General features: G+C 66.5%; 29 protein-coding genes. 12 read left to right on the top strand and 17 right to left on the bottom strand.

From position 1 onward, the window contains the following. Nucleotides 1–150: 150 nt before the first annotated feature. Nucleotides 151–1,773: an EAL domain-containing protein gene (locus tag MRBLST15_RS13130; RefSeq protein WP_367786179.1), complete on the top strand. Its 1,623-nt coding sequence runs from the start codon at nt 151–153 to the stop codon at nt 1,771–1,773. Between the two features lie 288 nt (nt 1,774–2,061). Here the strand turns inward: MRBLST15_RS13130 and MRBLST15_RS13125 are convergent, their stop codons facing one another. Then, nucleotides 2,062–3,246: an MFS transporter gene (locus MRBLST15_RS13125; protein ID WP_312705345.1), complete on the bottom strand. Its 1,185-nt coding sequence runs from the start codon at nt 3,244–3,246 to the stop codon at nt 2,062–2,064. Next, the gene (locus MRBLST15_RS13120; RefSeq protein WP_367786177.1) at nt 3,243–4,421 is read right to left on the bottom strand and encodes a serine hydrolase domain-containing protein; all 1,179 of its coding nucleotides are present in this window, start codon (nt 4,419–4,421) and stop codon (nt 3,243–3,245) included. The genes MRBLST15_RS13125 and MRBLST15_RS13120 overlap by 4 nt, the downstream gene beginning before the upstream one ends. Before the next feature lie 227 nt (nt 4,422–4,648). Between MRBLST15_RS13120 and MRBLST15_RS13115 the strand changes: the two genes are divergently transcribed. Both MRBLST15_RS13115 and MRBLST15_RS13110 read left to right on the top strand, forming a co-directional pair. Continuing rightward, the gene (locus MRBLST15_RS13115; protein WP_312705343.1) at nt 4,649–5,548 is read left to right on the top strand and encodes a LysR family transcriptional regulator; all 900 of its coding nucleotides are present in this window, start codon (nt 4,649–4,651) and stop codon (nt 5,546–5,548) included. Nucleotides 5,549–5,714: 166 nt separating this feature from the next. Beyond that, nucleotides 5,715–7,322 carry an ATP-binding cassette domain-containing protein gene (locus MRBLST15_RS13110; protein WP_367786174.1) on the top strand — a complete coding sequence of 536 codons (1,608 nt, stop codon included), beginning with the start codon at nt 5,715–5,717 and terminating at the stop codon, nt 7,320–7,322. 135 nt (nt 7,323–7,457) lie between these two features. Here the strand turns inward: MRBLST15_RS13110 and MRBLST15_RS13105 are convergent, their stop codons facing one another. Next, nucleotides 7,458–8,786: a GTP-binding protein gene (locus MRBLST15_RS13105; protein ID WP_265956004.1), complete on the bottom strand. Its 1,329-nt coding sequence runs from the start codon at nt 8,784–8,786 to the stop codon at nt 7,458–7,460. A gap of 69 nt (nt 8,787–8,855) precedes the next feature. Here MRBLST15_RS13105 and MRBLST15_RS13100 point away from each other — a divergent pair, with 69 nt between their 5' ends. Continuing rightward, entirely contained in the window at nt 8,856–9,227 is a 372-nt protein-coding gene (locus tag MRBLST15_RS13100) for a MerC domain-containing protein (protein WP_340572521.1), read from the top strand. Between the two features lie 89 nt (nt 9,228–9,316). Here the strand turns inward: MRBLST15_RS13100 and MRBLST15_RS13095 are convergent, their stop codons facing one another. Then, nucleotides 9,317–9,601, bottom strand: coding sequence for a metal/formaldehyde-sensitive transcriptional repressor (locus MRBLST15_RS13095; RefSeq protein ID WP_367786172.1), 285 nt, complete (start codon nt 9,599–9,601; stop codon nt 9,317–9,319). A 46-nt stretch (nt 9,602–9,647) separates the two neighbouring features. Between MRBLST15_RS13095 and dmeF the strand changes: the two genes are divergently transcribed. The 4 genes from dmeF to MRBLST15_RS13075 all read left to right on the top strand — a co-directional run bounded on the left by dmeF (nt 9,648) and on the right by MRBLST15_RS13075 (nt 12,453). Beyond that, nucleotides 9,648–10,625, top strand: a complete 978-nt coding sequence (dmeF, locus tag MRBLST15_RS13090; RefSeq protein ID WP_367786170.1) for a CDF family Co(II)/Ni(II) efflux transporter DmeF — start codon at nt 9,648–9,650, stop codon at nt 10,623–10,625. 91 nt (nt 10,626–10,716) lie between these two features. Further along, nucleotides 10,717–11,133, top strand: a complete 417-nt coding sequence (locus MRBLST15_RS13085) for a hypothetical protein (protein ID WP_367786168.1) — start codon at nt 10,717–10,719, stop codon at nt 11,131–11,133. 75 nt (nt 11,134–11,208) lie between these two features. Then, a complete protein-coding gene (locus MRBLST15_RS13080; protein WP_367786166.1) occupies nt 11,209–11,487 on the top strand; it encodes a hypothetical protein in 279 nt (92 codons plus the stop codon). Between the two features lie 123 nt (nt 11,488–11,610). Then, entirely contained in the window at nt 11,611–12,453 is an 843-nt protein-coding gene (locus tag MRBLST15_RS13075) for a class I SAM-dependent methyltransferase (RefSeq protein WP_312705340.1), read from the top strand. 3 nt (nt 12,454–12,456) lie between these two features. Here the strand turns inward: MRBLST15_RS13075 and MRBLST15_RS13070 are convergent, their stop codons facing one another. The 3 genes from MRBLST15_RS13070 to MRBLST15_RS13060 all read right to left on the bottom strand — a co-directional run bounded on the left by MRBLST15_RS13070 (nt 12,457) and on the right by MRBLST15_RS13060 (nt 14,762). Further along, the gene (locus tag MRBLST15_RS13070) at nt 12,457–13,425 is read right to left on the bottom strand and encodes a polysaccharide deacetylase family protein (protein WP_367786164.1); all 969 of its coding nucleotides are present in this window, start codon (nt 13,423–13,425) and stop codon (nt 12,457–12,459) included. Nucleotides 13,426–13,515: 90 nt separating this feature from the next. After that, nucleotides 13,516–14,061 carry an RNA 2'-phosphotransferase gene (locus MRBLST15_RS13065; protein WP_414716149.1) on the bottom strand — a complete coding sequence of 182 codons (546 nt, stop codon included), beginning with the start codon at nt 14,059–14,061 and terminating at the stop codon, nt 13,516–13,518. Nucleotides 14,062–14,117: 56 nt separating this feature from the next. Beyond that, nucleotides 14,118–14,762, bottom strand: a complete 645-nt coding sequence (locus MRBLST15_RS13060) for a hypothetical protein (protein ID WP_367786161.1) — start codon at nt 14,760–14,762, stop codon at nt 14,118–14,120. A gap of 120 nt (nt 14,763–14,882) precedes the next feature. Here MRBLST15_RS13060 and MRBLST15_RS13055 point away from each other — a divergent pair, with 120 nt between their 5' ends. Then, nucleotides 14,883–15,572, top strand: a complete 690-nt coding sequence (locus MRBLST15_RS13055; RefSeq protein ID WP_312705336.1) for a hypothetical protein — start codon at nt 14,883–14,885, stop codon at nt 15,570–15,572. Nucleotides 15,573–15,576: 4 nt separating this feature from the next. Here the strand turns inward: MRBLST15_RS13055 and MRBLST15_RS13050 are convergent, their stop codons facing one another. Together MRBLST15_RS13050 and MRBLST15_RS13045 are read right to left on the bottom strand one after the other, a co-directional pair. Further along, complete coding sequence (locus MRBLST15_RS13050; RefSeq protein ID WP_367786159.1) at nt 15,577–15,747, bottom strand: hypothetical protein; 171 nt, start codon at nt 15,745–15,747, stop codon at nt 15,577–15,579. A gap of 24 nt (nt 15,748–15,771) precedes the next feature. Next, nucleotides 15,772–16,584 carry an alpha/beta fold hydrolase gene (locus tag MRBLST15_RS13045; protein ID WP_367786157.1) on the bottom strand — a complete coding sequence of 271 codons (813 nt, stop codon included), beginning with the start codon at nt 16,582–16,584 and terminating at the stop codon, nt 15,772–15,774. Nucleotides 16,585–16,808: 224 nt separating this feature from the next. Here MRBLST15_RS13045 and MRBLST15_RS13040 point away from each other — a divergent pair, with 224 nt between their 5' ends. Continuing rightward, entirely contained in the window at nt 16,809–17,288 is a 480-nt protein-coding gene (locus tag MRBLST15_RS13040) for a nuclear transport factor 2 family protein (protein ID WP_367786155.1), read from the top strand. Nucleotides 17,289–17,310: 22 nt separating this feature from the next. Here MRBLST15_RS13040 and MRBLST15_RS13035 read toward each other — a convergent pair whose 3' ends face one another. Then, nucleotides 17,311–17,856, bottom strand: coding sequence for a hypothetical protein (locus tag MRBLST15_RS13035; protein ID WP_367786153.1), 546 nt, complete (start codon nt 17,854–17,856; stop codon nt 17,311–17,313). A 147-nt stretch (nt 17,857–18,003) separates the two neighbouring features. Here MRBLST15_RS13035 and MRBLST15_RS13030 point away from each other — a divergent pair, with 147 nt between their 5' ends. Then, complete coding sequence (locus MRBLST15_RS13030) at nt 18,004–18,402, top strand: XVIPCD domain-containing protein (protein WP_243380336.1); 399 nt, start codon at nt 18,004–18,006, stop codon at nt 18,400–18,402. A gap of 49 nt (nt 18,403–18,451) precedes the next feature. Here the strand turns inward: MRBLST15_RS13030 and MRBLST15_RS13025 are convergent, their stop codons facing one another. The 7 genes from MRBLST15_RS13025 to MRBLST15_RS12995 all read right to left on the bottom strand — a co-directional run bounded on the left by MRBLST15_RS13025 (nt 18,452) and on the right by MRBLST15_RS12995 (nt 24,910). Next, nucleotides 18,452–19,549 (bottom strand): hypothetical protein, encoded by a 1,098-nt coding sequence (locus MRBLST15_RS13025; RefSeq protein ID WP_367786151.1) that lies wholly within the window; start codon nt 19,547–19,549, stop codon nt 18,452–18,454. A gap of 42 nt (nt 19,550–19,591) precedes the next feature. Beyond that, nucleotides 19,592–20,167 (bottom strand): hypothetical protein, encoded by a 576-nt coding sequence (locus MRBLST15_RS13020; protein ID WP_367786149.1) that lies wholly within the window; start codon nt 20,165–20,167, stop codon nt 19,592–19,594. 118 nt (nt 20,168–20,285) lie between these two features. Then, nucleotides 20,286–20,861 (bottom strand): hypothetical protein, encoded by a 576-nt coding sequence (locus MRBLST15_RS13015; RefSeq protein WP_367786147.1) that lies wholly within the window; start codon nt 20,859–20,861, stop codon nt 20,286–20,288. A 144-nt stretch (nt 20,862–21,005) separates the two neighbouring features. Then, nucleotides 21,006–22,154 carry a YncE family protein gene (locus MRBLST15_RS13010; RefSeq protein WP_258266281.1) on the bottom strand — a complete coding sequence of 383 codons (1,149 nt, stop codon included), beginning with the start codon at nt 22,152–22,154 and terminating at the stop codon, nt 21,006–21,008. 180 nt (nt 22,155–22,334) lie between these two features. Next, nucleotides 22,335–23,348: an XVIPCD domain-containing protein gene (locus tag MRBLST15_RS13005; RefSeq protein ID WP_367786145.1), complete on the bottom strand. Its 1,014-nt coding sequence runs from the start codon at nt 23,346–23,348 to the stop codon at nt 22,335–22,337. Between the two features lie 3 nt (nt 23,349–23,351). Continuing rightward, complete coding sequence (locus tag MRBLST15_RS13000) at nt 23,352–23,984, bottom strand: hypothetical protein (protein WP_367786143.1); 633 nt, start codon at nt 23,982–23,984, stop codon at nt 23,352–23,354. Continuing rightward, nucleotides 23,984–24,910 (bottom strand): XVIPCD domain-containing protein, encoded by a 927-nt coding sequence (locus tag MRBLST15_RS12995; RefSeq protein ID WP_367786141.1) that lies wholly within the window; start codon nt 24,908–24,910, stop codon nt 23,984–23,986. Before MRBLST15_RS12995 ends, MRBLST15_RS13000 begins: the two co-directional genes overlap by 1 nt. A gap of 426 nt (nt 24,911–25,336) precedes the next feature. Here MRBLST15_RS12995 and MRBLST15_RS12990 point away from each other — a divergent pair, with 426 nt between their 5' ends. Continuing rightward, complete coding sequence (locus MRBLST15_RS12990) at nt 25,337–25,831, top strand: hypothetical protein (RefSeq protein WP_367786139.1); 495 nt, start codon at nt 25,337–25,339, stop codon at nt 25,829–25,831. Nucleotides 25,832–25,841 lie beyond the last annotated feature (10 nt).

Genomic DNA, 25,841 nt, shown 5'->3' with positions numbered 1-25,841 from the left:
CGCCAACAAGTGTCACTTTCACCACAATGTGACCCGTTACCGCATTTGTGCCATTCCGCCCGGCCCGGCGCCGTGTTCATATACCGCCATCGCCCAAGGACCGGCCCTGCCCATGTGCCCAGCCCTGTACACATCTCTGGAGCCCCGGTCATGAGCCGCCTGCGGGTCATCATCGGCGGCACCGTACTGGCCGTACTGGCCGCTGCGGTGCCGATCGCGGTCATGGTCTATGCCACCTGGGACCGCGCCGTCAGTGTCGAGCAACAGCGACTGCACGCCATCGCCGAGCGCAGCCTGCGCCGTACCGAAGTGTCCTACCACGAGGCCCTGGCGGCATTGAAGTCGGCAGAGGCCACGGTGCTGCCGGCCTGCGGAGCCGAACACATCCAGCGCATGCAGACGCTGGTGATGACCACCCCGTCGTCCGACCAGATGGGCTACTTCGAGGGCGGCAAGCTGCGCTGCACGTCCTGGGGCCCATTCCAGCGGGATGTGGACCAGCCCACGCCGGACCACGTCACCAGCGATGGCGCCGGCATCACCGTCGATGTGCGCCCCGAGGCGGCCGGCCGGCGGCCGATGCTGTCCATCATGTACGGGGCCTACGATGTGCTGGTCGACCCCCGTCGCTTCGTCGATGTCATCGTCGATCCGGATGTGCGGCTTGCCCTGGCAAGCCCGGATGGACGGCTGCTGACCCAGCAGGACGGCATGGACCCGGCCCTGTTGCAGCAACTGCTGCGCGAGCCCGGCGAGGGCCTGGACCGCAACACCCTGTATGCCAGCGCCCGCAGCGGTGAATGGCTGGCGATCGCCACCGCCCCGCGCACCGCGCTGGCAGCCACGTTCCGGCAGCAGGCGTGGTTGTTCGTGCCGATGGGACTGCTGATGGCCGCCGCCGGTGCCGGCCTGGTGATCTGGCTGTCGCGACGACGGCTGTCGATGCGCGGCGAACTGGGCATCGCCATCCGCCGCCGCGAACTCTATCTGCACTACCAGCCCATCATCGAACTGGATACCGGCATCTGCGTCGGCGCCGAGGCGCTGGTGCGCTGGCAGCGTCCCGATGGCACGCAGGTGCGTCCGGACCTGTTCATTCCCCTGGCCGAGGAGGCCGGGATGATCGCCGCCATCACTGATCTGGTGATCGAGAACGTGGTTGCCGACATGCGTGAACTGCTGGCCGAGGATCGCAGCGCACACATCGCGATCAACCTGGCGGCCGAGGACATCAGCAGTGGGCGGGCGCTGAAGGTGATCTCGCAGCGCATGGCCGGCAGCGGCATCCTGCCGCAGCAGATCTGGCTGGAGGCCACCGAGCATGGTTTCCTCGACATCGACCGTGCGCGCACCATGCTGGCGGCGGCGCGGCGCGCAGGCCACAGCGTCGCCATCGATGATTTCGGCGTCGGCTATTCCAGCCTGCAGTACCTGCAGCAGCTGCCATTGGATGCGCTGAAGATCGACAAGTCCTTCATCGATGCGATCGGCACCGAAAGCGCGACCAGCCCGGTCACGCCGCACATCATCGGCATGGCCCGCGAGCTGGGCCTGTGGGTGGTCGCTGAAGGTGTGGAAACCGAAGCGCAGCTGGCCTACCTGCACAGCCAGCACGTGCAGTTCGGCCAAGGGTGGTTGTTCTCGCGGCCGTTGCCGCGCGATGAGTTCATCGCTTTCCATCGCAAGCGCCAGCAGCAGTACGGCGCGGCGCGGGAGCACATGCAGAATCCGCGCAGCGTGCCGTTCGAGCGCGAGCAGGCGGGGGAGGAGTAGTCGGCGAACGGCGCAGCCCCTCGTGGTGGGTCGCTAAGAGCGGTTCGTGGGTTGGTCGGGCGGGGTGGATACGCGGGGGACGCCGTGAATCCGTCCCTGGAGGCTTGGCCGCGGCATCCATGCCGCGGACACCCCCGCGTACCCACCCCGCCCGACCCGGGACAGATCTCTGCGGCGTTCCACCACGTAAGAGAGAAGAGAAAAACAACAGCGGGTCGCTGCGCTCGCACGTTCCGCTCTCTGTAGTGCCGGCCGCTGGCCGGCAACCCCGTCACCGTTGAGTGACGCCTATGCCCAGGCCTTCGGTCGGGCCCACAGCCAGGCTGCACACACCGCCAGCAGCAGCAACGGCAACCAGGCCAGGTGCTGTGCACCGCTGGCCTGCAGCATCAGGCCGCCGCCCACGCCACCGGCGGCGATGGCCAGGTTCCAGCCGGTCACCAGCATCGACTGCGCGAGGTCGGCAGCGGCGCCGGCGCGGCGGGCCAGTGCGGTCTGGAACAGGGTTGGGACGGCACCGAATGCGACGCCCCATAGGATCGTCACCAGCAGCAGCACGCCCGGCGCGGCCGGCCACAGCAGCAGCGAAACCACCGCCAGCACGAAGCCGATCACGCTCGCCCATACCAGCGCGCGCAGATGGCGATCCACGCCCCAGCCGGCAATGGCTATACCCACGATCGCGGCGATTCCGAACGCCAGCAGCAGCCGGTCCAACCACGCACCCGCGCCCGCCTGCACCGCCAACGGCTCGATGTAGGTGTACAGCACGTTGTGCGCCAGCACGTACAGCACCATCACCAGCAGCGTGCTGCGAATGCCGGGCATGCGCCAGACCGAGCCCAGCGACATGCGCCGGCCGGCGCCGGCCGCCGGCAATGCGGGCAGCGCCCAGCGCGCGTAGCCGAGCAGCAGCACCGCCAGCACGCTCATCAACGCGAACGCCCAGCGCCAGCCGATCTGCTGGCCCAGCAACGTGCCTGCCGGCACTCCCAGCGACAGCGCCAGCGGCGAGCCGATCATCGCCACCGCGATCGCCCTGCCCTGCAGTTCCGGCACCACCATGCGCGCGGCGTAGCCGGCCACCAGCGACCACAGCAGGCCCGCGCCCACGCCGGCCAGGAAGCGCGCCACCAGGGTCAGCACGTAGTCGTGGCTCAGCGCGGTCACGGTGTTGACCACCATGAAGCCGGCAATCGCCGCCAACAGCAGCGGACGACGCGGCAGGCGCTGGGTCAGCGCGGTCATCGGCAACGCGGCCAGCAGCGAGCCCAGTGCGTACACGCTCACCAGCTGCCCTGCCGCCGCATCACTGACACCGAGGCTCTCGCCCATCGGCCGCAGCACACCGGCGGGCAATGTTTCAGTCAGCAGGGTGATGAAGCCACCACCGGCCAAGGCCAGCAGGCCACGCCACGGCAAGCGCGTTGCCTCACCGGCCGGTGCCCCGGCGTCGATCGCGTGGCCGCTCATCGCGCCGTCTCCAGATCGGCGTACACCGCATCGCGCAGTTCATCCACGAACGCGCCATGCATGCCTTCGTACAGCGTGTTGGTCAGCGCGACCACGCTCAGGCCGCGCGCCGGGTCGACGAACCAGCTGTGGCCGTAGGCACCGCCCCAGCGCCATGTGCCCACGGTCTGTGGTGTGCCGCTGGCTGCGGCATCACGCAGCACGGCAAAGCCCAGGCCGAAGCCCCAACCGGGTGGATCGACAGGTCCCAGTTCGCCCAGCTGAGGCGTACCCATCTGCGCCGCCAGCCATTCCGGCAGCAGCTGCGAGGCGCGCACATCGCGCAACGCTTCCAGCACGGCCATCACCTCGTCGGCGCTGCCCACCAGCCCCGCGCCTGCCGACGGATAGCGGTGCGGATCGGTCGCCCGTGCCAGGCTGTATTCGATGCCTACCGAGCCCTCGAACGCCGCCACCACCTCGCCCTCCTGCAACCGATGCGGCTGCGGCAGGTCACTGACATACGGCGTGGCCAGACGGGCGCCTTCGCCGGTGGCGAACGCGGTATCTCGCAGGCCCAACGGCTGCGCCAACAACCGGTCGAACAACACCTGCAGCCTTTCGCCAGTAGCCGCTTCAGCCACCGCGCCAGCCACGTCCACGCCCAGCGAGTACAGCCACTGGCTGCCCGGTGCGAACAGCAGCGGCGCCTGCGCGATGCGCTGCGTGTTCTGCTGCAGCGTCACCGCGCTCGCGTCCATGCCATCGCTTACGCCCGCCTGCGCGTAAGGGCCCGCGGCGTCGGCTTCCAGGAAGCGATAGCCCAGCCCACTGCTGTGGCTGAGCAGCTGGCGCAGGCTGATCGGTGGCCGGCTGCCGTCGGCCAGTGCCGGGTGGAACGCCGGCAGCCAGCGCTGCACCGGCGCGTCCAGGTCGAGCACGCCCTCGGCTACCAGCCGCAGGATCACCGTGGTCAGCAGCGGCTTGCTCACCGAAGCCAGCCGGAACAGGTGGTCGCGACGCATCGGCGTGTTCGACTCACGGTCGGCCAGGCCACTGGCGCTGGCGTGGCGCAGCACGCCGTGCTCGCGCACCAGCACCACCGCACCGACCAGACGCTGCGGGTGCACGGCCTGCAGCAGCGCGCTCACCGCGGGCAGTACCGGCGGAGTATCAACAGGGAGGGCGAGTGTCATCGAGATGATCCGTGGGGAGAGGCCGCCACGGTAGGCAGCCCCGGCGCCGACAAAAAGCGGGGTGGGGCTCCGCGCATCATGGACCACACGGTCCGTAATCGGCATGATGTCCGGAACCACTAGGCCGCACCCACCCGCCCAGCGCCCGCACTGCACTGTTGCACCGGCCGCGTCACCGGGCCTGCCGACCGCCGCCTACCCTGCCCTCTTTCGCAGCGACCATCCCTATGTCCGTCCTCGACAACCTGGCCAACCTGCAGACCTTCGTCCACGCCGCGGACACCCGCAGCTTCGTCGACACCGGTCGCGTGCAGGGCATCTCGGCCTCGGCCGCCGGCAAGTGCGTGGCCCGGCTGGAACACGCACTCGGCGTGCGCCTGTTCCATCGCAGCACGCGCAGCATCACCCTCACTGCCGAGGGCCAGCTGTTCCTGGCGCGTTGCCGCCGCATCCTCGACGAGCGCGACGCCGCACGCACCGAACTGGCCCAGCAGCATGCAACGCCAAGTGGCACCCTGCGCATCAGCCTGCCGCTGGTGGGCGACCTTACCCTGCCGTTGATGGCGGAATTCATGGCCGCCTATCCCGACATCCGACTGGAGCTGGATTTCTCCGATCGACTGGTCGACGTCATCGAAGAAGGCTTCGACGCCGTGCTGCGTGTCGGCGAGCCCAGCGACTCACGCCTCACCGCGCGCCGCCTCGGTGTGTTCCCGCGCCGCGTCGTCGCATCGCCGGCCTACCTGCAACGGCATGGCACGCCGCAGGTGCCGGCGGACCTGCTGCAGCACCGACTGCTGCATTACCGCTTCCCCAGCAGCGGCAAACTCGAACCGTGGCCGATCCTCTGGCCGGAGGGTGAAGTGGCACAGGAACTGCCGGTGCACCTGGTCGCCAACACCATCGAGGCGCGGGTGGCACTGGCACTGAGCGACGGTGGCCTGGCGTTCGTGCCGGTGCATTCGGTACGCGATGCACTCGCTGACGGCCGGCTGGTCACCGTGCTTGATGAGCACGTGCATTCCTGCGGCACGTTCCACCTGCTGTGGCCGTCGGGCCGCCACGTACTGCCGAAGCTGCGGGTGTTCATCGAATTCGTCGGCGCGCGGCTGGATACGGTGCCGTAACGCGGCGCAGCGGCCGCGACCATTCAGCTCACGGCGCTATACTGCGCACTCATTCCCCCAAGAGGCTCGCGACCAATGCGCCAGTGATGCCGCCGTCTTCGCATTAGACGGCCCGACTCTTCCCGCCCCTGCGCGCAGGGGAGAACCAGGCATCCATGGAGGTCGCATGACTTCGCATTCCCTCACGCTCGATCGCGTGTCGTATCGGTTGGCCGATGGCCGTCCGCTGTTTTCCAATCTGTCCTTTTCCTTCGAACCGGTGGCCACCGGCCTGGTCGGCGCCAATGGTGCCGGCAAGAGCGTGCTCGCGCGCCTGCTCGCCGGTCAGCTGTCGCCGGACGAGGGCCAGGTGCACCGCAGTGGCCAGGTATTCCTGTTGCCCACGCCGGGCTACCCGCCACGTGGCACGGTCGGCGAACTGGCCGGCGTAGGCGCCGAACTGGCGGCGCTGGCGCGCATCGAAGCGGGCAACGTCGATGAAGCCGACTTCGCCTGCATCGGCGACCGCTGGAACCTGCGCGAACGCCTGCAGCAGCAATGGCAGGCAATGCAGCTGCCGGCCGACCTTGATCCCGCGCAACCCGCCGCGCGCCTCAGTGGTGGCCAGGCGATGCAGGTCGCCCTGTCCGGCGCGTGGGCCAGCGGCGCGGACTGGCTGATCCTCGACGAGCCGAGCAATCACCTCGATGCCCATCACCGCCGCCAACTGTATACACAGCTGCAGCAATGGCAGGGCGGTCTGCTGGCGATCAGCCACGACCGTGGCCTGCTCTCGCAGATGACACAGATCGTCGAACTGGACGCGCACGGCCTGCATCGTTACGGCGGACCGTGGCAGCACTATGCCGACACACGCGCCGCCGAACGCGAGGCCGCCGCCGCGCAGCTGGAGCATGCCCGTGCCCAGCACCGGCAGCAGCAACGCAGCGCGCGCGAGCAGCACGAGCGCCAGCAGCAGCGGCAGGCACGCGGCAACCGCGAGGCCCGCGATGCCAACCAGGCTCCGATCCTGCTCGGTCGGCAGAAGCAGCGCGCCGAAGCCAGCCACGGGCGTGCGCAGCAGATCCAGAGTGATCGCCTGCAGGCCAGCGCGGCGCAGGTGCGCGCCGCCGCTGCGGCAGTACACGTGGCACCAGAACTGGCGTTGTTCAGTGGCGAGAGCGAGCGTGGCCAGGCCCGCGTGCTGCAGGCGCACGATCTGGTGCTGCCGCATGGCTGCAACGCGGCGCTGCAGCTGGAGATCCGGCGCGGCCAGCGCATCGCCGTCGTGGGCGACAACGGCAGCGGCAAGTCGACCTTGCTGCGCGTACTGGCCGGACAGCTGGCGGCGCGCAGCGGTCAGGTGCAGCGGCATGCGCCGCTGGCCCTGCTCGACCAGCAACTGCTGGGGCTTGCAGGTGAACAGAGCATCCTCGATGCCGTGCGCGCTGCGAATCCCGCGACCGATGCGGGTGAACTGCGTACGCGTCTTGCCCTGCTGGGCCTGGATGCACAGCGCATCCAGCGTCCGGCCGGCAGCCTCAGCGATGGCGAGCGGGTGAAAGGTGCGCTGGCCAGCGTGCTGTATGCCGAACCTGCCCCGCAGCTGCTGTTGCTGGACGAGCCGGGCAACGCGCTGGACCTGGCCGCGCTGCAGGCGCTGGAAGAACTGCTGGCGGCATGGCCGGGGGCGTTGCTGATGGTCAGCCATGACACCCACCTGCTGCAGGCCCTGCGGCCAACGCAGGTGCTGCAGGTCGGTGATGCAGGTTGGCAGTGGCGCGATGCGTTGTAGAGCCAAGCCCATGCTCGGCTCCCGCCGGCTGGCATCCACGCATGGCGTGGATCTACTGGCTGGCCGAGCATTCATCCACGCATGGCGTGGATCTACTGCCAGCCGAGCATTCATCCACGCATGGCGTGGATCTACTCATCCACGCTTCCACACCGGGAAGGCCTGCGGCATCTGCTGCCACAGCAGGGGTCCGGCCTGCAGCTCGGTGTCGTTGAGCAGGCATGCGTCCAGCGCATTCCGCACCACGCGCTCATCCATGTGTACGCCGATCACCACCAGTTCCTGCCGGCGATCACCCCACAGCGGGTGCCACAGGCGCGCCATCGCCGCGTGCGCGGCAGCGTCCGGGAATTCCTGTGCATCGGGCAACGGCGCGCTCCAGCAGTCGGCCTGCTGCCGGGCCCAGCCCAGATCGCTGTAAGGCAGTGGCGTTGGCGGCAGCAGCGGCGTGGTGTCCTCCTGGCCAGCGCGCACACGCTCGCGCGCCGCATACCAGAAGCCCGCCGCCTGCGTGCGCGTGGCCGCGCCCACACTGTTCAACTCACCCACCCAATCCATGCGGTTGGCCAGCCAGAACCAGCCCTTGCTGCGGATCACCCCGGGCATGCCGTGCTGCAACGTGCGTGCGAAGCGGGCCGGATGGAACGGCCGCCGCGAGCGGTAGACGAAGCTGGCAATGCCGTATTCCTCGGTTTCCGGCGTGTGCTCGCCGCGCAGCTCCTTCACCCAGCCCGGAGCCTGCTGCGCGCGCTCGAAATCGAAGCGGCCGGTATCCAGCAGTTCCGCAAGCGGTACGTCGCCGAAGCGGGAGAGCAGCAGCTTCGCATCGCGGTTCAACCCGCGCAGCACCGCCAGCGTGTCCTGCAGCAGTTCCTCTTCCACCTGGTCTACCTTGCTGACCACGATCACGTCGGCGAACTCCACCTGCTCGCACAGCAGGTCGACCACGCCACGGTCATCGTCCGGCCCCGCCTGCTGGCCGCGTTCGGCCAAGCGCAGCGTCGAACCGAAATCGGCCAGGAAGGCGCTGCCGTCCACCACCGTCACCATCGTGTCCAGCCGCGCGATATCGCTCAGGCTGAAGCCATGCTCATCGCGCACCGCGAAGGTGGCCGCTACGGGCATCGGCTCGCCGATACCGGTCGATTCGATCAGCAGGTAGTCATAGCGGCCGCTGTCGGCCAGGCGCCGGACCTCCTGCAGCAGATCATCGCGCAGCGTGCAGCAGATGCAGCCGTTGCTGAATTCCACCAGCGTCTCTTCGGTGCGACGCAGCTCTGCGCCGCCATCGCGCACCAGCTGCGCATCGATGTTGACCTCGCTCATGTCATTGACGATCACCGCCACCCGCAGGCCATCGCGGTTGCGCAGGATCTGGTTGAGCAGGGTGGTCTTGCCGGCACCGAGAAAGCCGGAAAGCACGGTGACCGGAAGGCGACGGTCGGCGCGGGAAACAGTGTTCATGTCGGAGCGGGTTGGCTGCGGAACGGAAATGTTACTCTATAACAATTGTCGCGCAAGGAACCTCCCTTCATGAAGTCGCCCTCCGCCGCCCTGCTTGATGCCGGTGCCGTCGCCCTGTCCAGCCTGTGCCTGCTGCATTGCCTGGCACTGCCCCTGCTGGCGGCCGCGTTGCCGCTGTTCGGCGTCTGGGCCGAAGCGGAATGGGTGCACCTGGTCTTCGTGGCCATCGCGCTGCCGTTGACTGGCTTCGCCCTGTGGCGCGCCGAACGCCGACATCCCCTGCCTGCGCTGGCGTGGTTGAGCGCCGGTATCGGCCTGGCCCTGTTGATGGCCGGCGCCCTGGCGCTGCCCTCGCACGCGTGGGAGACCCCGCTGACGGTCACCGGCAGCCTGCTGCTGGCCGCCACGCACATCTGGAACGCGCGGCACCGGCACCGATAACGCCACGGGGTAGTGCCGGCCGCTGGCCGGCAACTGCAGGCTACGTCCGCAGTTCATGCGGTTGCCGGCCAACGGCCGGCATTTCCCGGCTATTTGCCGTAGCGGCGCAGCAGCTCCACCAGCACCTCGGCTTCGGCCGCCCGCTGGGCCGGGTCTTCCGCGCCCACCACGTGTTCCTGCAGGTGCTCGTGCAGCAGTTCCATCAACAGGCTATGGGCAGCGCCACGCACGGCGGCCACCTGCACCAGCACGTCGGCGCAGTCGCCTGCCTCGCCCTCGGGCGCGTTCAACGCCTGCTCCAACGCCGCCACCTGGCCGCCGATGCGACGGACCCGGGTCAGCAGCTGCTTTCGATTCCTGTGTACATGCGCCATGACCGGATCATATACCCTACGGGGGTATCCATTCATCACTGCCGCCATGCACCTGGACGCCCTCGCCGCTGCCCGCCGCCACGAACACCGCTTCGACGACGGCAACCCGCTGGCCGAACGCAATACCCGTCGCGCCATGTGGCTCACCGTCAGCATGATGCTGGTCGAGATCGTCGGTGGCTGGTGGTTCAACTCCATGGCCGTGCTCGCCGACGGCTGGCACATGAGCTCGCACGCGCTGGCGCTGGGCCTCTCGGTGTTCGCCTACCGCTGTGCACGGCGCTACGCACACGATCCGCGCTTTGCGTTCGGCACCTGGAAGATCGAGATCCTGGCCGGCTACACCAGCGCCATCGCCCTGCTTGGTGTTGCTGCGCTGATGGCAGTGCAGTCACTGGAACGGCTGTGGGTGCCCGCCCCCATCCACTACAACGAGGCCATCGCCATCGCTGCGGTCGGCCTGGGCGTGAACCTGCTATGCGCGTGGTGGCTGCACGACAGCCCCGGTCACGCGCATCACCATCATGACCACGGACACGGACACGACCATGACGATCATCATGGGCATGACCACGATCACGGCCATTCCCACGGGCACGACCTCAATCTGCGTTCGGCCTACGTGCACGTGCTGGCCGACGCCGCCACCTCGGTGCTGGCCATCGTCGCCCTGCTCGGCGGCAAGCTGCTCGGCCTGACCTGGCTGGACCCGGTGATGGGCCTGGTCGGCGCGGTGCTGGTCACCGCGTGGGCGATCGGCCTGCTGCGCGACAGCGGCCGCATCCTGCTCGACGCGCAGATGGATGCGCCGGTGGTGGCCGAGGTACGCGAAGTGATCGAGCAGGGTCCCTGGCCGGCACGCCTGGCCGACCTGCACGTGTGGCAGGTGGGGCGTGGCAAGTACGCCGTCGCCGCCAGCGTGGTCACCAGTGATGCCACGCTCGATCCGGACACCGTGCGCCAAGCGCTGGCGATCCATGAAGAGCTGGTGCACGTGACCGTGGAGATCCATCGCAGCACGTGACCCGGGCGGGGCGCGGTTCTTGCCGAAAATCTGTACCGGGCGCCGCCGCGTGCTGCCTACACTGGCCGCACCTGCCCCGTCGGGACATCCCATGCGCGCGCTCCGCCTGCTGCTGCCCGGTGCCCTCCTGCTGCTGGTGGCCTGTTCCGGCGACACCCAGCTGCCGTTCTCTTCCGACCCGATGCTCGGCTGCTTCGCCACCAGCCCGCGCAGGTCCGCCGAGTTCCGCATCGAGAAGGAAGGAAGCCAGTACTTCGTGTCCTTCGAGCGCGACGGCCAATGGCAGCGCGAACCCAATGCGCTGTACAAGGCCAGCCGCAGCGACATCCAGCAGTACTTCCGCGACGACGCCGACCAGATCGACAGCGCGCTGATCCGCATGGCCGGCGGCTTCGGCATCTTCCACGTCAAGGACGGCGCCACGTTGAAGGCCCGGGCACGCGACAGCGACTACATGGCGCTGTTGCTGATCGGTGCGGGGCCGGTGTATGCGGTGAAGTGCCAGTAGCGGCCAGATTGCAATTCTTCCCATGGCGTCAGCGATGCCGCTGGCACACGCTGCCGGTTTCGAGGAGGAATACCGATGCTCTTTCTTCTCCTGCTGGCCGCTGGCACCGCAAAGACCCAGGGTGCCTATGACGAGGTGCGTGAGACCGATGACGGCAAGGTCGTGGTGATGCGCACCTTTGACTGGGAAATCGAAGGGGAACGCGCCGAGCGTGTAACCGTGCATTGGTTGCTGCAGGAAGACGGCAGCATGCGCTACGACTTCGACCGGCAGCCAACCGCCACCCAGGATGCCCATCGCCGTTCGTGCGCGTTGCAGGGCATGAAGCCCTCACGAGGCGTCGGCATGATCTGAGGAGAAGGAACCATCCACGGATTCAGCTGCACCGACCTGCGGTAGCGCCGCGCCCATGCCCGGCTCGGCTGCACAGCGCCTGCGGTACCATGCCCTCCCCCGAACCACCCTGCGCTACCCACCGTGCCCCACTACACCGGCCCCCTGCTGACCCGCGACAGCGCTGACACCCTGCGCCGTGCCCATGACAAGGGCGCTACCGAATGGCAGGGCTCGCTCGACCTGGGGCGCAGCGAAGAGGCCGCGCAGCTGGATGCCGAAGGTTTCACCTTCCGTGGCCAGCACTACCCGTGGCCGGGCAAGCTGAAGGACCGCACCCTGTACTACTGGGATGGCGAGGAGTTTTCCGCCATTTCCCGCTTCAGCGGCTCGCTGATCAAGCTGGTGCCGACCGAGTGGGGCGCGCCGACTTTCGAGATCGACGGCATCAAGATGCTGCCGACCTCCAAGCTGTCGCCGTTCGAGGACGCGCGCCGCAAGGTCGAGCTGGTCGCCCCGGCCGGCAAGATGATCCTCGATACCTGCGGTGGTCTGGGCTACTTCGCTGCGTGCGCATTGGAGGCCGGCGTCGGCCAGATCCGCTCGTTCGAAAAGAACGCCGACGTGATGTGGCTGCGCACGCTCAATCCGTGGTCGCCCGATCCGGATTCAGCCGCCGCTGGCGGTCGCCTGCACTTCAGCCACGGCGACGTATCGCAGCAGATCGAACAGGTGGCCAGCAACAGCGTCGATGCGATCCTGCATGACCCGCCGCGCTTCGGCATCGCCGGCGAACTCTACTCGCAGGTGTTCTACGACCACCTCGCCCGCGTCATCCGCAAGGGGGGGCGCCTGTTCCACTACACCGGCGCGCCGAACAAACTGACCAGCGGCCGCGACGTACCCCGCGAAGTGGCCAAGCGCCTGGAAAAGGCAGGGTTCAAGGCCGAGCTGGCGCTGGACGGCGTGCTGGCCATCAAGCGCTGAGCCTCACTCGCCATCCACCTTGGCCAGCTTCATCACCCACTTCGGCACTTCCGGCTCGCCGGCGTAGAATTCCTTGGGCTTGTTCTCGGCCATCGCCCAGCGGTGCAACCAGCTCGGCCCATAGCGACCGCTGTAGCCCTCGGCACCCCGCGCATAGGCCGGGTCGCGCATGGCCTCCTGCAGCGACACGAAGCGATAGCCACGACGCTTGGTGGCCGCCACCAGCTCGGCGAAGGTCGCCGCATTGAGTTCGTTGGCATGCATCAGCCACACCTGTGGCACCGCATACCCCAGCAGCGCCAGCGACTGCTTCTCGTAGTAATCCACCTTGTTCAGCATGTACGGCACATAGCCCTTGCGCAGGCTCGCCAGGGTCGCCTCGCGCTCAGGTGAGTCGGGCTGCTCGTTCATCACGTTGGCGTAGGCGAAGGCCCACACCCACTCACCGTTGTCGACCGTCACCGGCGCCACGCGGTAGCCGTGCTGCTTGAAGAACACGTCCATCGCCACGCGATCTTCCGGCGTACGCCCCGCACGCAGATACGGATGACGCATCCACTGTGGCGTCTGCCCGCGCTCGGCCAGCAGCGGTCGCAGCACCTGCTCGCCGCGCAGGAAATCCTGCTGGAACGCTGGCACGCCCTTGGCATTGAGGTCCATATGCGACCAGGTGTGGTTGCCCAGCTCGTAGCCGGCATCCAGCCAGTCGCGCAGCATCTGCACGCGCGCCGGCTGCACCTTGCCATCCACTTCCAGCTTGTTGCCGTTGACGAAACCCATCACCGGCACCTCAGCCTGGCGCAGCTGTGCCATCAACGCAGCATGACGCGCCTGCAGATCGGCCGGCACGATCTCATCCAGGCGCGCCCAAGGCAGATCGTCAATGGTCACCGCAATGCGCCGATCGACCTCGGCAGCGTGGACGGTGAGTGACAACAACAGCAACGGCAACGCACGCAGGAACAGACGCATCGGTACATCCATGGGATGAGGATGCAGCGACTGTAGCGCGATTGCGCCTTGCAGCCGAGTGTGGGCGCGGCGTTGCGGCGCCGGGCCGAGTCAGTCGGCGATGTACTTCGGCGGCACGTGGTCCGTCAGCCACACGCCATTGGCGGAGCGGTAGAAGACATGCCCTTCAGCATGCATGCGCCCGGCGTGCACGCTGAGAATGACCGGTGCACCGCGGCGAGCGCCAACCTGGTGGGCCGTCTCTCGGTCCAGTGACAGATGCACGTGCTGGCGCTCGCCCGCACGCAGGCCCTGCTCGCGGATCGAGCCGACGAAGCGCGACACCGTGCCGTGGTACAGCCACTGTGGCGGCTCGACCGGCACCAGTCCAAGATCGACCGTGACCGAATGCCCTTGGTTCGCGCGGATGCGCTGGCCATCATCGCTCAGTGCAAAGCGTTGCTTGTTGCAGGTCGCCACGATGTGCTGCAGTCCGGCATGATCGAGCGTCTGCCCATGTGCAGCCAGCTTCTGCAGGAGCTCATCGACGTTGGCCCAGCCCTGGCCGTCCAGGATCAACCCGATCTTCTCGGGTTCATGGCGCAGCACCAGACTGAGGAACTTGCTGGTGTGCTTGGATGAAGTTTCCGTATTCATCCGCATAGAGTGCCGTAAATGCCGCGGTTGGTGCCAGTCAGCGGTCCGCGCCGGCATCAAAACCGGTTCGCTTGCGAAGTGGTGCGCCACAGCCACACACCAACCACCATCGCGGCCAGCAACAGCCCACACAGGATGATGGCCAGCGCGTCAGGTGCGTGCGGCGGCATCAGCTCGGCCTTGGCGAACAGCTGCAGCAACCATCGCCGCATCGAGGACGGCAGCGCCTGCCCGTCCGGTGCCAGATCTGTCATGCACGCAGCCGGCAGTGCTGTGGTGATGCCTTCCCACACATGCTCATACAGCCGCAGCATCGCGCTGGCCAGCAGCAGTGCCGCCGCGTGCAGGGCAAGCAGGCCCCATGCGCTGCGGCGTAGCGGCGCATCAACATGGCGCAGCCAGTGTACGCAGACCAGGAGCGTACCCAGCAGAGCAAGTACCAGCGCTGCCATCGGCAACCAGCACAGCGGCTGCCAATCATCCAGCGCACCGGCACGCGCCAGCAGATGCTCGGCCACGTGCAGGCGCGCGCCCGGATCGGTGCCACCACAGGCCAAGGACAGTGGCTCCAGCAGCAGGTCCACGCGGTGATGGAAGTAGCCTGCGGCCAAGCCGACCGACAGCAGCGCCACCACCTGCAGCAGTAACAACATCAGGCCAGCGCCGAAGAAGTGTCCGAGGCGGGCAGTGAAGGCAGTCATCGGTGTATCCCCAGCGAGTGACGCGCATGCTAGCCAAGCCAATCGATGCTGTCGGCTGGCAGATGCGACACCATCGCCGGTGATGCGCCATCATGTGCGTTCAATGCAGGAGTGTTGGCGATGCTGGGGTTGTATCTGTTCGTGCGTACCGTGCTGCCGGCACTGCTGGGCGGGGCGGTTGCGATGCTGGGCGCGCGGGTGATCAATCGACGGCTGGCCCGTCTACCGCCACGCGTGATTGCCCTGCCTGATGACAGCCTGCTGCCCAGCTCCGCTGCACAGCGGCGTTATCGCCGCCTGCGGCGCCGCAGCCCCGGCCTGAACAGCATCACCCTACCGCCGAAGGTGCCGCGGAGCTGGATCTGGCTGGCAGCAATGGTTTTCATCGGCACGATAAGCCTGGCCGTCTACCTGACGCCCGACGGCCCGCGCTTCCAGGTAATGGTGGAGAGCTTCGTGGGCTATCCCTCCACCGTCATCGAGGTCCGGGCGCCGGCGGAGCAGCAGCTGCGCCTGCTGGACAGCTGCACGCCGGTACTGCTGCAGACTGTCCGTCCCATCACCATGCGCTATCGCAGGTCCCGAACCGGCAACCCGGTCGAGGTACATGGCGTGCTGCCGGTGCAGGTGCGTCGCCGAGGCACACTGCTGCAGGTGGCCACGGCCCAGCCGGTGGACGTGGCGGCGCTGCGCGATGCCCTGCACGCCTGCAGCACATCGTCCGGCGCTGCACTGACGATGCATGCCCGCACCGTCGCGCCATGGCGGGAATGGGGTTGGCAGCCGTGGCCGGGGCGCAGCAGCCAGTAAGGCTTCAACCGCGCGGCAGTTTCGCCGCCCACATGTTGTCCACCAGGTTCGGGTAACGGCGCCCGTTCTCTTCCGCCCGCTGCCGCGCCGCCGCCTTCTGCGCCTCTGTCAGGGGCTGTGTCTTCTGGCCCTTCGGGTTGTGCTTCTTCCAGGGCGGCGTGCGGGCAGTAGTCATGTGCGGATGATGCCGTAGTCGCTGTTACTTCTTCAGGAATTCCAGCAGGGCCAGATTGAAATCATCGGCGTGGCTGGTGTTGCAGCCATGCGGCGCATGCTTCAGCACCACCACCTCGCTGCCGGCGATGGCCGCGTGTGTGCGCTTGCCCGAACCTTCGAACGGCACCGTGGCATCGCTGTCACCGTGCAGCACCAGCGTCGGTACCGTCACCTTCTTCAGGTCCGCACGGAAATCGGTGGTGGCGAACGCCTTCATGCACCCCAGCGCGGCGTTCTGGTCGGACTGATGGGCTAGCGCGATGGCGGCCTGGCGCTCGTCCTCGGTGACCATCAGCTTGCCATCGGCACTGAAGAAGTCACGGGTGAAGCCGTCGAAGAACGCTTCGCGGTCTTTCTCCAGTCCCTGGCGCATCTCATCGGCCTTTTCCTGGGTCAGCGGCCCGTCCGGGTTGTCCGCGCCCTTCAGCAGGTACGGCGGCACAGCCGAAGCGAACACCACGCTGTGCAGGCGATCCTCACCATGGTTGGCGATGTAGCGCGCCACCTCGCCACCGCCCATCGAGAAGCCGACCAGGGTCACGTCGCGCAGGTCACGCTCGTCGATCAGGCCGGCCAGATCAGCGGCCAAGGTGTCGTACTCGTAGCCATCGGCAGGCTTTTCGGAGCGACCGAAGCCGCGGCGGTCGTAGCTGATCACGCGGTAACCCGCATCACGCAGCAAGGGCACCTGGGCCTTCCATGCTTCGGCCGACAACGGCCAGCCGTGGATCAGGATCACCGGCCGGCCGGTGCCGCCGGTGTCTTCAATGTGCAGGCGGACGGAGGAGGTAGGCATGGGAGCTCCGGGGGGGAATGAGGACCCCAGCCTAGGCACTCGCGACGGAGACGCCCGTGATGGAATCGGCTCAGGCCATGACATCGCGTACACGGGTGCCGGGCCGCACAGGTTCACACCCGCCAGTGCGGCATTGGTCGGGCCCTGGCCCCGTTTCGTCAGCGTCCGCTTACGGTGAGACGGCCCCCGTGCCAGTCTGCGCCGGTCCTCAACGGAGCCACGCCATGCTGCTCGCCCTGCCCCTGCTCGCCGCCGCAGTCGCCGGCACCTCCCCCGCCAGCGACACCCTGCGCGAGCAGATCCGCGCAGCCGACACGCAACTGTTCGCCGCAGCGTTCGACAGCTGCGACCCCGACAAAGCCGCCGCGATGACCACCGAGGACATGGAGTTCTTCCATGACAAGGATGGCAAGTCCGCCAGCAGTCGCGCCGACTTCCGCCGCAGCGTGGCCAACCTGTGCGACAACGCGCGCAAGGGCGGCTGGCACCTGCGGCGCGAGCTGGTGGAGAGCTCGCTGCAGGTCTTTCCGCTGCACGATGATCGCGCACTGGAAATCGGCGACCACCGCTTCCATGAGCGCGGCACCGATGGCGTTGAACGCTGGACCGGCCAGGCGCGTTTCATCCAGGTCTGGCGTCGAGTGGACGGTCAATGGCAGGCCGAGCGGGTGATCAGCTACGACCACCGCCCGGCGGACAAATAAACATCAACGCCGCGGCGCCCGCTCAGTCGCGCAGGTTGCTGGCGCGCGTCAGCATCCAGCAGCCGTAGCGGCGCGCGAAGGTGTAGGTATCGCGCTCGGCGTCGCTGCCGAAGGTCACGCGCTGCCCGTTGTCGTCGATCGCATCGATGCGTGTGGGCGCGTTGTAGGTACTTGCGCGCATGCGCTCCAGCGCGACCGGGTCACGGCTGACCGGCGAAGGCACGAACAGATCGAACGCAGCGAGGTAGCGGTAGTTGAAGCGCTTCAATCGCGCGGCGCCCTGTTCCAGCACGACATGCGTGGCCGCCAGCCCCTCGTGGTCGTCGCGCACGGTGTGCATGGGCACCTCGTACTCCAGCGGGTCGGAGGTGTAGCGCAGGCGCACCCGGTCATCGGCAGGGTCGGCAAATCGTTGCAGGAAGCGGGTGAAGTCCTGCGATGGGCAGGCGGGATCGTCCGCTGCTACCGGCGTGTCAGCCACCGCACTACCTGCGCAGGCCCACAGCCCCACGCCCAGCAGCAACCGCGCAGCCGCCAGTCCCCGTATCCGGTTTGTCTCCCCGTGCACCACGTTCTCCCCCGCTGCCATTGCACCGGACGCCATCCCCTGCGTCGCCGGGCCACAGGCTAGCAACAAAGCCGTTACCGGCGCAGCCCGCGACCGTTTTACACTGGCCACATCCGGCCACACGGTAGCGGCCACATGGAGCCCCCAATGACCCCTGATGATTCCCTGCACCAGCAGATCCGCCAGAACGTGGCCGCACTGGACGAAAAGCACGGCCGCGCGTTCGACGCCACCAGCGAGAACGTGGCCGCCAGCCTGGCCGTCAAAGCCCGCGAACAGGGCCTGGAACGCGCCGACCACGTGGTGGTGAGCAACGCCACGGCCAACCACCCGGCCGGGCACAACATCTTCGTGGTGCAGGGCGACCCGGCCAACCCGGCGCACCTGCGGGCAATGCTGCCGACTGCCGTGGCCGCGCAGACGCCGGCCGAGGAGTCGCTGCAGAAGCTGGGGCTGGGTGGGCAACAGCCGGTGCAGGCCGAGCAGCAGACGCTGGATGCACAGGCGCAGGATCAGCAGCAGAATCCTGCGCATCGGATGGGGTGAACACCACCAGGCATCGATGTCATCGACGCCTCTGTGGCATGGGCCGCTATCAGCCCATTCGCGGCTGGGACTGCTGCGTCTGTTGCTGCAGCTGGTCTTCCTGCGCGACACGGCTGGACTCGCGGCCCTGATGCTGCAGGCTGGCTTGTTGGTACACCTCTTCAACCGTGCCCTGCTGGGCATCGACCAGCGACAAGCGCTGGCGGTTCGCTGCAGGGTCCGGTGAAGCGGTGTCGCCAGTGCGCTGCAGAAAAACATAGCCTGGCGAATCCGCCGCACCGCCACTGCTGAAGGCCACCTGCAAGGTATCGCGTTCGGTGTAGCCGCCCTGCACTGCCAATCGCGTCAGGTGGCCCGCCAAGAGCTCGGGCTGCTGTCCCGGCGGCAGCCCTTGGCGCTCGGCGGCGTCGCCCAGCGCTGCCCGCACCCGCTGGTCGAGAGGATGCAATGCGTTGCCCGCCACGCGTGCGTCGACCAAACGCTCGCCACTGCGCTCGCCGATGTCGTCGTTGTCGCTCAGCAGCCGCTGCTTCCACGTACGATCCGGCATCGGGTTGGTTTTCGTACGGTTGAGATCGCTGTTGGGGAACGGCGGATCGATGCTGTCGACGCCGTGGATGTTACGCAGCGGACGATAACCGTCCTTGCCCCCGCCGTTGATGTCCAGAGGAATGCGGACATCCGGGAAAAGCTGCCCGGCGGGACCTCCCAGCGCATTCACGTCGATGCTTCTTTTCCGCTCGATGCCCGCGTGGTTCAGCGCTTCCCAGATGAAGTCCACGCAGTTGTGGCGGACATCCTGGTAGTGCTTGCTGAAGCCAAACCCCTCGGGATCTTTGCCGAAGGCGTCGAGCTTCTTGTATTGCTCCTCGCTGATTTCGAGCGTCCGGGTGTATCGCGGATCCTTATAGATCAGATCATCTTTCTTCACGATGTCGCCCGGCCCATTGATGTCGCCATGCACCACAGGTGCAAAGCCGTAGCTCTGGGGAGGCACACCCGTAGCGTGCAGGACGTAGAACATGTGCCCCGGCGCGGAAGTCTGCAGAACACCATCCACAACCTCCTGCTTACCGGTCGAAAGATCAAGCAGAGGGGTCCCGGGTGCCGCAATGACGATATCTACGGTGTAGCGTGGCTTGTCCATAAGATTGTTCCTTCAGTTCCTTCCAAGGGATGTAGATAGAGCCTACTTACCAACGGGTCGTGCAGCGTGAACGCGAAGACGAGCCGAATACTCGCCCAGTTCCGGGATCGCTTTGACGGTGCGAACCTGCACTCGATAGCGGTTGTCGCTCTGCAGGGGCAAGGCAACGACACTCAGCATGTACTGCCCGCCGCTACCTGACCGCAACATTGCATAGCGCCAAGTGTCCGACGTATGCCACGCAGGAAGCGGCTGACCTGCGTTGAGTGCTAGTGCCTGGTAATTGTCGTAGGTAGGCACATCCTTCCAAGCCCCGCCTGTCCAGCGCTGCAGGACCACTTCGAACGGAATGTTCAAGCGCTCCAAGTCCGGCGCATCCGCGCTGTACGGTCTTTGGCGTTGCATCTCGAGTTCCAACGCATGAATGCGGCTGGGAGTGAAATTGCGTCCATTCATCTCGAACTCGAAAATCACCTCTTGGCCCGGCTGATCCACAGCGATCGGCTGCGTGAGGTCCAGCGGCTCGGGTGGAACAGGATCACGGCTGGAACAGGCACCCAGCGCGGTGCTCAAGATGATCAACAGGCCGACGTGCAGCCAGCGGTGGATACCCAGCATGTTCAGATCCTTTGGCTCCCTGCCATGGGCTTCAACCCTAGCCGCTGTGCCATGGGGCGGGCAAGCAGGCAACCCATCAGGAGTCGGATGAAGGGGCAGCTATTCAACGTGAGGACAGCTATTTACCCACAGGCCATGCAGCATGTATCCGCACCTCAGCCACGTAGTGCTGTAGTTCCGGCGTGGTCTGTACGGTACGAACCCGCGCGCGATAGCGAGCACCAGGCTCCAACGGCAGGGCAACGATGCTCCATCGATACTCGCCTCCGCTGCCCGCGCTCAACGCTGCATAGCGCCAGGCAGTGGATGTGTGCCATGCAGGAAGCGGCTTCCCCGCGTTGAGCGCGAGTGCCTGGTAGCTGTCATGGGTGGGAACGTCCTGCCAGGTACCTGCGCCCCATCGCTGCAGTGACACCTCAAAGGGAATATTCAACTTGCGCATGTCCGGTTCGCCGTTCTCGCGCCCGCCTTGCCGTTGCACCTCAAGCTCCAGCGCATAGGTGCGGCCTGGATCGAAATTGAGCGCATTCGCTTCGAACTCGAACCGCACCTCTTGGCCCGGCTGATCCACCGTAATCGGTTGCGTCAGTTCCAGCGGTTCCGGCGGCTCCGGGATGCGGCTGGAACAGGCGCCCAGCACGGAGCTCAAGATGATCAACAGGCCGGCGCGCAGCCAGCGGTGGATACCCAGCATGATTCAGACCCTTTGGCTCCCTGCCATGGGCTTCAACCCTAGCGGGTTGGCGGCTGGCACTGCAACCGGGCAAAGAAAAAGGCAGGGTGTGCACCCTGCCTTCTTCACGCGCCAGGACGCCGGGCGTGGCCCAGCGTCATCGCATCACAGCTGAATCCGCGCCACGCTCTCTTCCGAGCCCTTGGCATCCTTCTCGCCGTTCTTGATGCTCACGTACAGCACGTTGTTCTTCGCATCCAGCGCCAGGCTGTTCGGGTGCGTCGGCACGGCGTAGGTGGCCACCTTCTGGTAACTGTCGCTGTTGTACGCGGTCACCGTACCGGCTTCGCGGTTGGTCACGTACAGACGCTTGCGCGGTGCATCCAACAGGATGCCCAGCGGGCCGGCGTCGGTCGGGATGCTGGCCAGTTCCTTGCCGTTGCTGCGGTCGAGCACCAGCACGCGCTGGCCCGGGTGCTTGCTGACCAGGCCGCTGCTCTTGGCCTGGTAACCACGCAGCATTTCCGAGCCCTGGTCGGTCACGAACAGGCGCTTGCCGGCCGGGTCCAGCGCGATGTTCATCGGCTGCTCGGCGGCGATCCTGTGCTGGGCTTCCACCTTGTTGGAGTCGGTGCCGACCACCACCAGATCGGCCAGCAGATTGCTGGTGTACACGCGCTTGTTCGCCGCATCCAGCGCCAGGCCCGGCGCCTTGGCATTGCCCAGGCCCGGGATGGTGTTGATCACCTTCAAGGTGTTGGTATCGATCACGAACAGCACGCTGCTCACATCGGGCTGGCTGCTGTGGCCGGTCACGTACAGGCGGTTGGCGGCGCTGTCGACCACCAGTTCGCGCAGGTCGTGGGTGTAGGCGGCCTTGCCGTCCTTGCCGGTCTTCTTCTCCATCAGCTGCACGGTGCCGACGGCCTTGTTCTGCGCAGTGTCGACCACGGTCACCGACAGGTCCACGGTGTTGCCCACGTACAGGCGGTTGTGGGCGTCGTCCAGCACCACGCCGAACGCCTTGCGCTCCAGCGGGATGCGAGTTTCCACGGCCAGCGTAGTCGGGTTCAGGCGCAGCACCTGGGCCGGGCCGGCGTCATCGCCGAAGCCACCGGACGAGGCAACGAACACCGCGTTCTGCTTGGGGCTGTAGGCCAGCTCGTACAGGCCCTGAGCGACGGCCTGGCGCTGCACGGCGGTGGCTGGGCTGGTTGCGGTGGCGGCGTCAGCGGCGAAGGCGGTCGGAGCGCCAAGGCTCAGCGACACGGCAACGGCCAGCGCGGCCGAACGGAAAAGGGAATTGCGGATCATGCGAGCGTCCTTCAATGGGCACGGAGGGTGTCCTGGCTCGCGGGGCCGTTCTTCGACGGCCCGGCCCTGCATCTGTCTGCGCGGGGTGGGGCTGGCTGGGTAGCGGGGGAATGGTAGCAGGTGGGGCCCGTGGCGTCCGCCTGCGGATGCATGGCGGACGCGCGATCCTGCACCGGGCGCCTACGCCATGCGCGGGGCGTGCGCCTGGGCCAGCTGCTGCTCTTCCTGTTGCCGCTGGGCATCCCGCTGCGGCTGTGCCTGCGCCAGCTGCTCGATGCGCTCGAAGGAGGCAGCTACCGGCGTCTGCGCCGCGACGTCAGCCGGCAGGCTGGCGCGCTGGTGCGCCGGGTCGTTGCGGTCGCCCTGCACGATGAAGAGGTTGGGCGCTGCATCGCCACGGCGCTCGCCGAGCAGAACGTCGTCAACGCGGGCGAACTGCTGCTCTTTGGAGAGCGCGAGAAGGCTGGCGCTGACATTGCCGGTGTCTGCACCGAAGGCATTCATCGCAACCACGCGCTCGTGAATCTGATTCAGACGTGGGTTGTCGGCGTGGTTGGGATCGCCCGGCGTACCGGTCCAGGCCAAGGCATCTTCATGGGCGGGATCATTGATGTCCGTGGACCACCGCTGTATCGCATTGGTCTGCACGGGCATCGGCTTCCATTCTTCCCGATCCAGCTCGCTGCCTTTCACCTGTGGCCGGATGCTCTGTATCGGCGCGATGTTGTCCAGCACCTTCAACGTACCTTCGTACGTCTTGAACTCACCGAAGATGGTGTTGCCGTGAATACCGGCGTGGTTCAAGGCGCCCCAGGCAAAGTCCACGCAGGAGTTGGAGGCAAGGTTGTAGTTCTTTGCATCGAAGCCATGCTTGGCAGGATCTTTGGCGAACTCGACGATCTTGTCGTACTGCTCGTTGCTGATCTCGATCGTTCGCTGATAGCGAGGATCCTGGTAAACCCTCACATCATTGGCATCCACCGTGCCATGGCTGCTGCCATCCGGCTCGATCTTGCGGGTGAAACCAAAACTCAGCGGGTCTGCTTTTTCCCCCACTCGATTGAGGGACAGATACATATGGCCGACATCGGAGTCATCCAGATCAATCCATTCATTGCCCCGCATGCCGCGACGAGGCGTGCCCGGCGCAGCAACATGGATGGTGACGGTGTAACGTTCTGCTGCATCCTGCATGATCTACTTCTTCCCTATCGAGTAATACGCGGCGATGAACTCGGCTTGCATCCCCTCAAACTCAGGGCGATCTTCCACAACCTCAACGGTAACCCGATAGCGACCCGGATCAATCAAACCTGCATCGGCGATCTGCAGAACCTCATAGAACATATCCTGCGATAAGAGACCAGCCTGCTCCAGAGGATAGGTATCCACACTGTCCTGGAACAGACGCTCAACGCGGCCGTCGTGGGGAAGCTTTTGCCAGCCGCGGCCATCATCGGACGACCTTGAAAGCGGCATGGGCACCGGCGTTGAGCCGCCTACACGCTCCAAGCGAATCCGCGTCTGAAACGCCCCGCGCCTGAGGCGATCAGCAGCATCTGATACAGGCTTCTGGTCGGCGCCCTGCATTCTCAACCCGAGCTTCAGCCAGGACATCTGGGGGTCGACCACCACGGGCGCCTCGAAGGTCACATCCACGATGCGCCCCGCCTTGTCCAAGCGCACGCCGCGAGTGAACGGCACCACGGTGCGTGCATCAGCCTCGGCCCGGGTCAGCAGCTTCGGCGCTTCAGCTGGCGGTGAGGCGCTGCCGCAGCCCACCAACAGGGCAAGCGCAGCAAACGCAACAACCGCACGCACCGCCCGCATCACTGCTCCTTCAACCGCAGCGAATCGGCCACATCGGTCTGCGCCGCCACCTCCGTAGCGATGCTCGCGCGACGATGCCCAGGGTCATCGCGGTCACCCTGCACGATGAAAATGCTCTCCGCCTCATGGCTGCTCTTCGTCGGCCGGCTGAGCAGCACGTGGTCCACGCGGGACAGGTTGTTCTGCTTGGCCAGCACCAGCAGGCTGGCACTGATGCGCTGGCTGGTGTCGTCGAAGGTGCGGCCGTGGGCGGCGTCCAGCTCGGCCACCTTCTGGATCAGCTGCGCGAACAGCCGGTGGTCCGGGTGCGAGGGATCCAGCAGCGTGCCCGCCACTTCCATCGGGCTGGGCGGCGGCTCGTGGCTCGAACGACCGCCCTCACGGTGCAGCTCGGCCTCGCGTTCGGGCATCGGGTGATGCTGTTCGCCATTCAGTTCGCTGGCCGGGAACGGTGCGGCAATGCACTGGATTTCCGGCAGGTTGAACAACACCGCGAACTCGCCCAGATTGCTGCCGCCATCCAGCGGTGCCGGCTGCGAATGCAGGCCCGCGTAGTGCAGTGCGGCCCAGACGAAATCGCTGCAGCGATTGATGGTGGCTGGGCGATCGACGTCGAAGCCGAACTCGGCCGGCTCCTCGGCGAAATCGCGCAGGCAGCCGTAGTGCTCCTCGCTGATCTCAAGGGTGCGGCTGTAGTACGGGTCGCGGTGCTCGTCGGCATCATCGTGTACGACCTCGGCGTACTGCACACCGGCAGCGGCCTCAGCGCTCGGCAGGCGCGGCGGTGCGAAGCCGTAGCTGTGTACTTCTTCGCCGGCGGCGGTCTGGAAATACATGTGGCCGCGCGGTGAGCTGCCGCCGCTGTTCAGCGGGGTGCCGGGCGCGGCCAGAAAGAGGGTTACCGTGTAGCGTGTTGCTTGCTCCATGCCTGCTCAGCCTTGTTGGGTACTGCGGTCCTGGCCGGATGATCGCATAGGTGGGTTCGCGGGCAGGTGGAGAGCTCGGGCCGGGATGGCGGTGGCTTGCTGAATGTGTGAACCAGCGTGCAGTACCAGCACCCCGAAAGCTCGCGGCTGGAGTGGTTTGGGGCACCGCCGTATAGTGGCTGGAACGCTGCAATGGACTTGCTGATGGGTACCCCAACCTCTGGCGCTTCGGCTCGATTGCGCCCGGCCCCTATCTCACTGGATCGGTCGCTCCGACTGCGTTTAATGTCGTATCTGGCCCGATCCGCTGTAGCCGTCGGGCCATTGGCATTGATCGCTCTATCCTCGGCATGCGCGCCCGTATCAGACACGCCTGTTGGCGAGACCCGGCCCCCTGCTTCGGTGAGCCGCCCCGCCGATATCTCGATGTCGGAGCTTCAGAGGAGACTCCTCGCCTACGCCGATTCGCTCAAGTCGCGAGCTGACATCAGCCCTGAGAAGTTCGGCGCAGCAATCGGGGTATCCCTGGTACCGGACGAGAAGGTCAGCATCAGGAGCATCGCCAAAGACCTGGTGATGGCAGAAGGCTTCAATTACGCCGCCTCATACTTCTCTGTTGAGTCTCCGCGTGACTACCCCCGGCATTCCGTCGTCTTCTACCAGCTTGGGAAGCCTTCGGTAACCGAAGCTCCTGGCGACGTTTGCTATTGGGATGCGGATAGCGCGGGGCAGGCGTTGGAACGGCTGGGCTACAAGGGCCTAGGGGAGTCGCCATTCCAGAGAGGTGGAGTCAGGCGCTACTGGCGTCCTATCGACGCGGGCAAAGGCATGAGCACCAGCCTCCTGACATACCGCATTGATGAGCGCGCTGGATTCCGAACGTGTGTATATGAGATCAGGTTTTCAGGAGGTGACATGTGAAAGGAATCGA

The organism is Stenotrophomonas sp. LST15-1-1.1 (assembly GCF_040815575.1).
In the GTDB taxonomy this organism is placed as follows: Bacteria; Pseudomonadota; Gammaproteobacteria; order Xanthomonadales; family Xanthomonadaceae; genus Stenotrophomonas; species Stenotrophomonas lactitubi_B.
This window is presented reverse-complemented; position numbering and strand designations above follow the sequence as displayed.

Bases quoted from the DNA above. Each gene is read 5' to 3' on its own strand.
- MRBLST15_RS13130 (WP_367786179.1), top strand. From the start codon at position 151: ATGAGCCGCCTGCGGGTCATCATCGGCGGCACCGTACTGGCCGTACTG.
- MRBLST15_RS13125 (WP_312705345.1), bottom strand. From the start codon at position 3,246: ATGAGCGGCCACGCGATCGACGCCGGGGCACCGGCCGGTGAGGCAACG.
- MRBLST15_RS13120 (WP_367786177.1), bottom strand. From the start codon at position 4,421: ATGACACTCGCCCTCCCTGTTGATACTCCGCCGGTACTGCCCGCGGTG.
- MRBLST15_RS13115 (WP_312705343.1), top strand. From the start codon at position 4,649: ATGTCCGTCCTCGACAACCTGGCCAACCTGCAGACCTTCGTCCACGCC.
- MRBLST15_RS13110 (WP_367786174.1), top strand. From the start codon at position 5,715: ATGACTTCGCATTCCCTCACGCTCGATCGCGTGTCGTATCGGTTGGCC.
- MRBLST15_RS13105 (WP_265956004.1), bottom strand. From the start codon at position 8,786: ATGAACACTGTTTCCCGCGCCGACCGTCGCCTTCCGGTCACCGTGCTT.
- MRBLST15_RS13100 (WP_340572521.1), top strand. From the start codon at position 8,856: ATGAAGTCGCCCTCCGCCGCCCTGCTTGATGCCGGTGCCGTCGCCCTG.
- MRBLST15_RS13095 (WP_367786172.1), bottom strand. From the start codon at position 9,601: ATGGCGCATGTACACAGGAATCGAAAGCAGCTGCTGACCCGGGTCCGT.
- dmeF (WP_367786170.1), top strand. From the start codon at position 9,648: ATGCACCTGGACGCCCTCGCCGCTGCCCGCCGCCACGAACACCGCTTC.
- MRBLST15_RS13085 (WP_367786168.1), top strand. From the start codon at position 10,717: ATGCGCGCGCTCCGCCTGCTGCTGCCCGGTGCCCTCCTGCTGCTGGTG.
- MRBLST15_RS13080 (WP_367786166.1), top strand. From the start codon at position 11,209: ATGCTCTTTCTTCTCCTGCTGGCCGCTGGCACCGCAAAGACCCAGGGT.
- MRBLST15_RS13070 (WP_367786164.1), bottom strand. From the start codon at position 13,425: ATGCGTCTGTTCCTGCGTGCGTTGCCGTTGCTGTTGTTGTCACTCACC.
- MRBLST15_RS13065 (WP_414716149.1), bottom strand. From the start codon at position 14,061: ATGAATACGGAAACTTCATCCAAGCACACCAGCAAGTTCCTCAGTCTG.
- MRBLST15_RS13060 (WP_367786161.1), bottom strand. From the start codon at position 14,762: ATGACTGCCTTCACTGCCCGCCTCGGACACTTCTTCGGCGCTGGCCTG.
- MRBLST15_RS13055 (WP_312705336.1), top strand. From the start codon at position 14,883: ATGCTGGGGTTGTATCTGTTCGTGCGTACCGTGCTGCCGGCACTGCTG.
- MRBLST15_RS13050 (WP_367786159.1), bottom strand. From the start codon at position 15,747: ATGACTACTGCCCGCACGCCGCCCTGGAAGAAGCACAACCCGAAGGGC.
- MRBLST15_RS13045 (WP_367786157.1), bottom strand. From the start codon at position 16,584: ATGCCTACCTCCTCCGTCCGCCTGCACATTGAAGACACCGGCGGCACC.
- MRBLST15_RS13040 (WP_367786155.1), top strand. From the start codon at position 16,809: ATGCTGCTCGCCCTGCCCCTGCTCGCCGCCGCAGTCGCCGGCACCTCC.
- MRBLST15_RS13030 (WP_243380336.1), top strand. From the start codon at position 18,004: ATGACCCCTGATGATTCCCTGCACCAGCAGATCCGCCAGAACGTGGCC.
- MRBLST15_RS13025 (WP_367786151.1), bottom strand. From the start codon at position 19,549: ATGGACAAGCCACGCTACACCGTAGATATCGTCATTGCGGCACCCGGG.
- MRBLST15_RS13020 (WP_367786149.1), bottom strand. From the start codon at position 20,167: ATGCTGGGTATCCACCGCTGGCTGCACGTCGGCCTGTTGATCATCTTG.
- MRBLST15_RS13015 (WP_367786147.1), bottom strand. From the start codon at position 20,861: ATGCTGGGTATCCACCGCTGGCTGCGCGCCGGCCTGTTGATCATCTTG.
- MRBLST15_RS13010 (WP_258266281.1), bottom strand. From the start codon at position 22,154: ATGATCCGCAATTCCCTTTTCCGTTCGGCCGCGCTGGCCGTTGCCGTG.
- MRBLST15_RS13005 (WP_367786145.1), bottom strand. From the start codon at position 23,348: ATGCAGGATGCAGCAGAACGTTACACCGTCACCATCCATGTTGCTGCG.
- MRBLST15_RS13000 (WP_367786143.1), bottom strand. From the start codon at position 23,984: ATGCGGGCGGTGCGTGCGGTTGTTGCGTTTGCTGCGCTTGCCCTGTTG.
- MRBLST15_RS12995 (WP_367786141.1), bottom strand. From the start codon at position 24,910: ATGGAGCAAGCAACACGCTACACGGTAACCCTCTTTCTGGCCGCGCCC.
- MRBLST15_RS12990 (WP_367786139.1), top strand. From the start codon at position 25,337: ATGTCGGAGCTTCAGAGGAGACTCCTCGCCTACGCCGATTCGCTCAAG.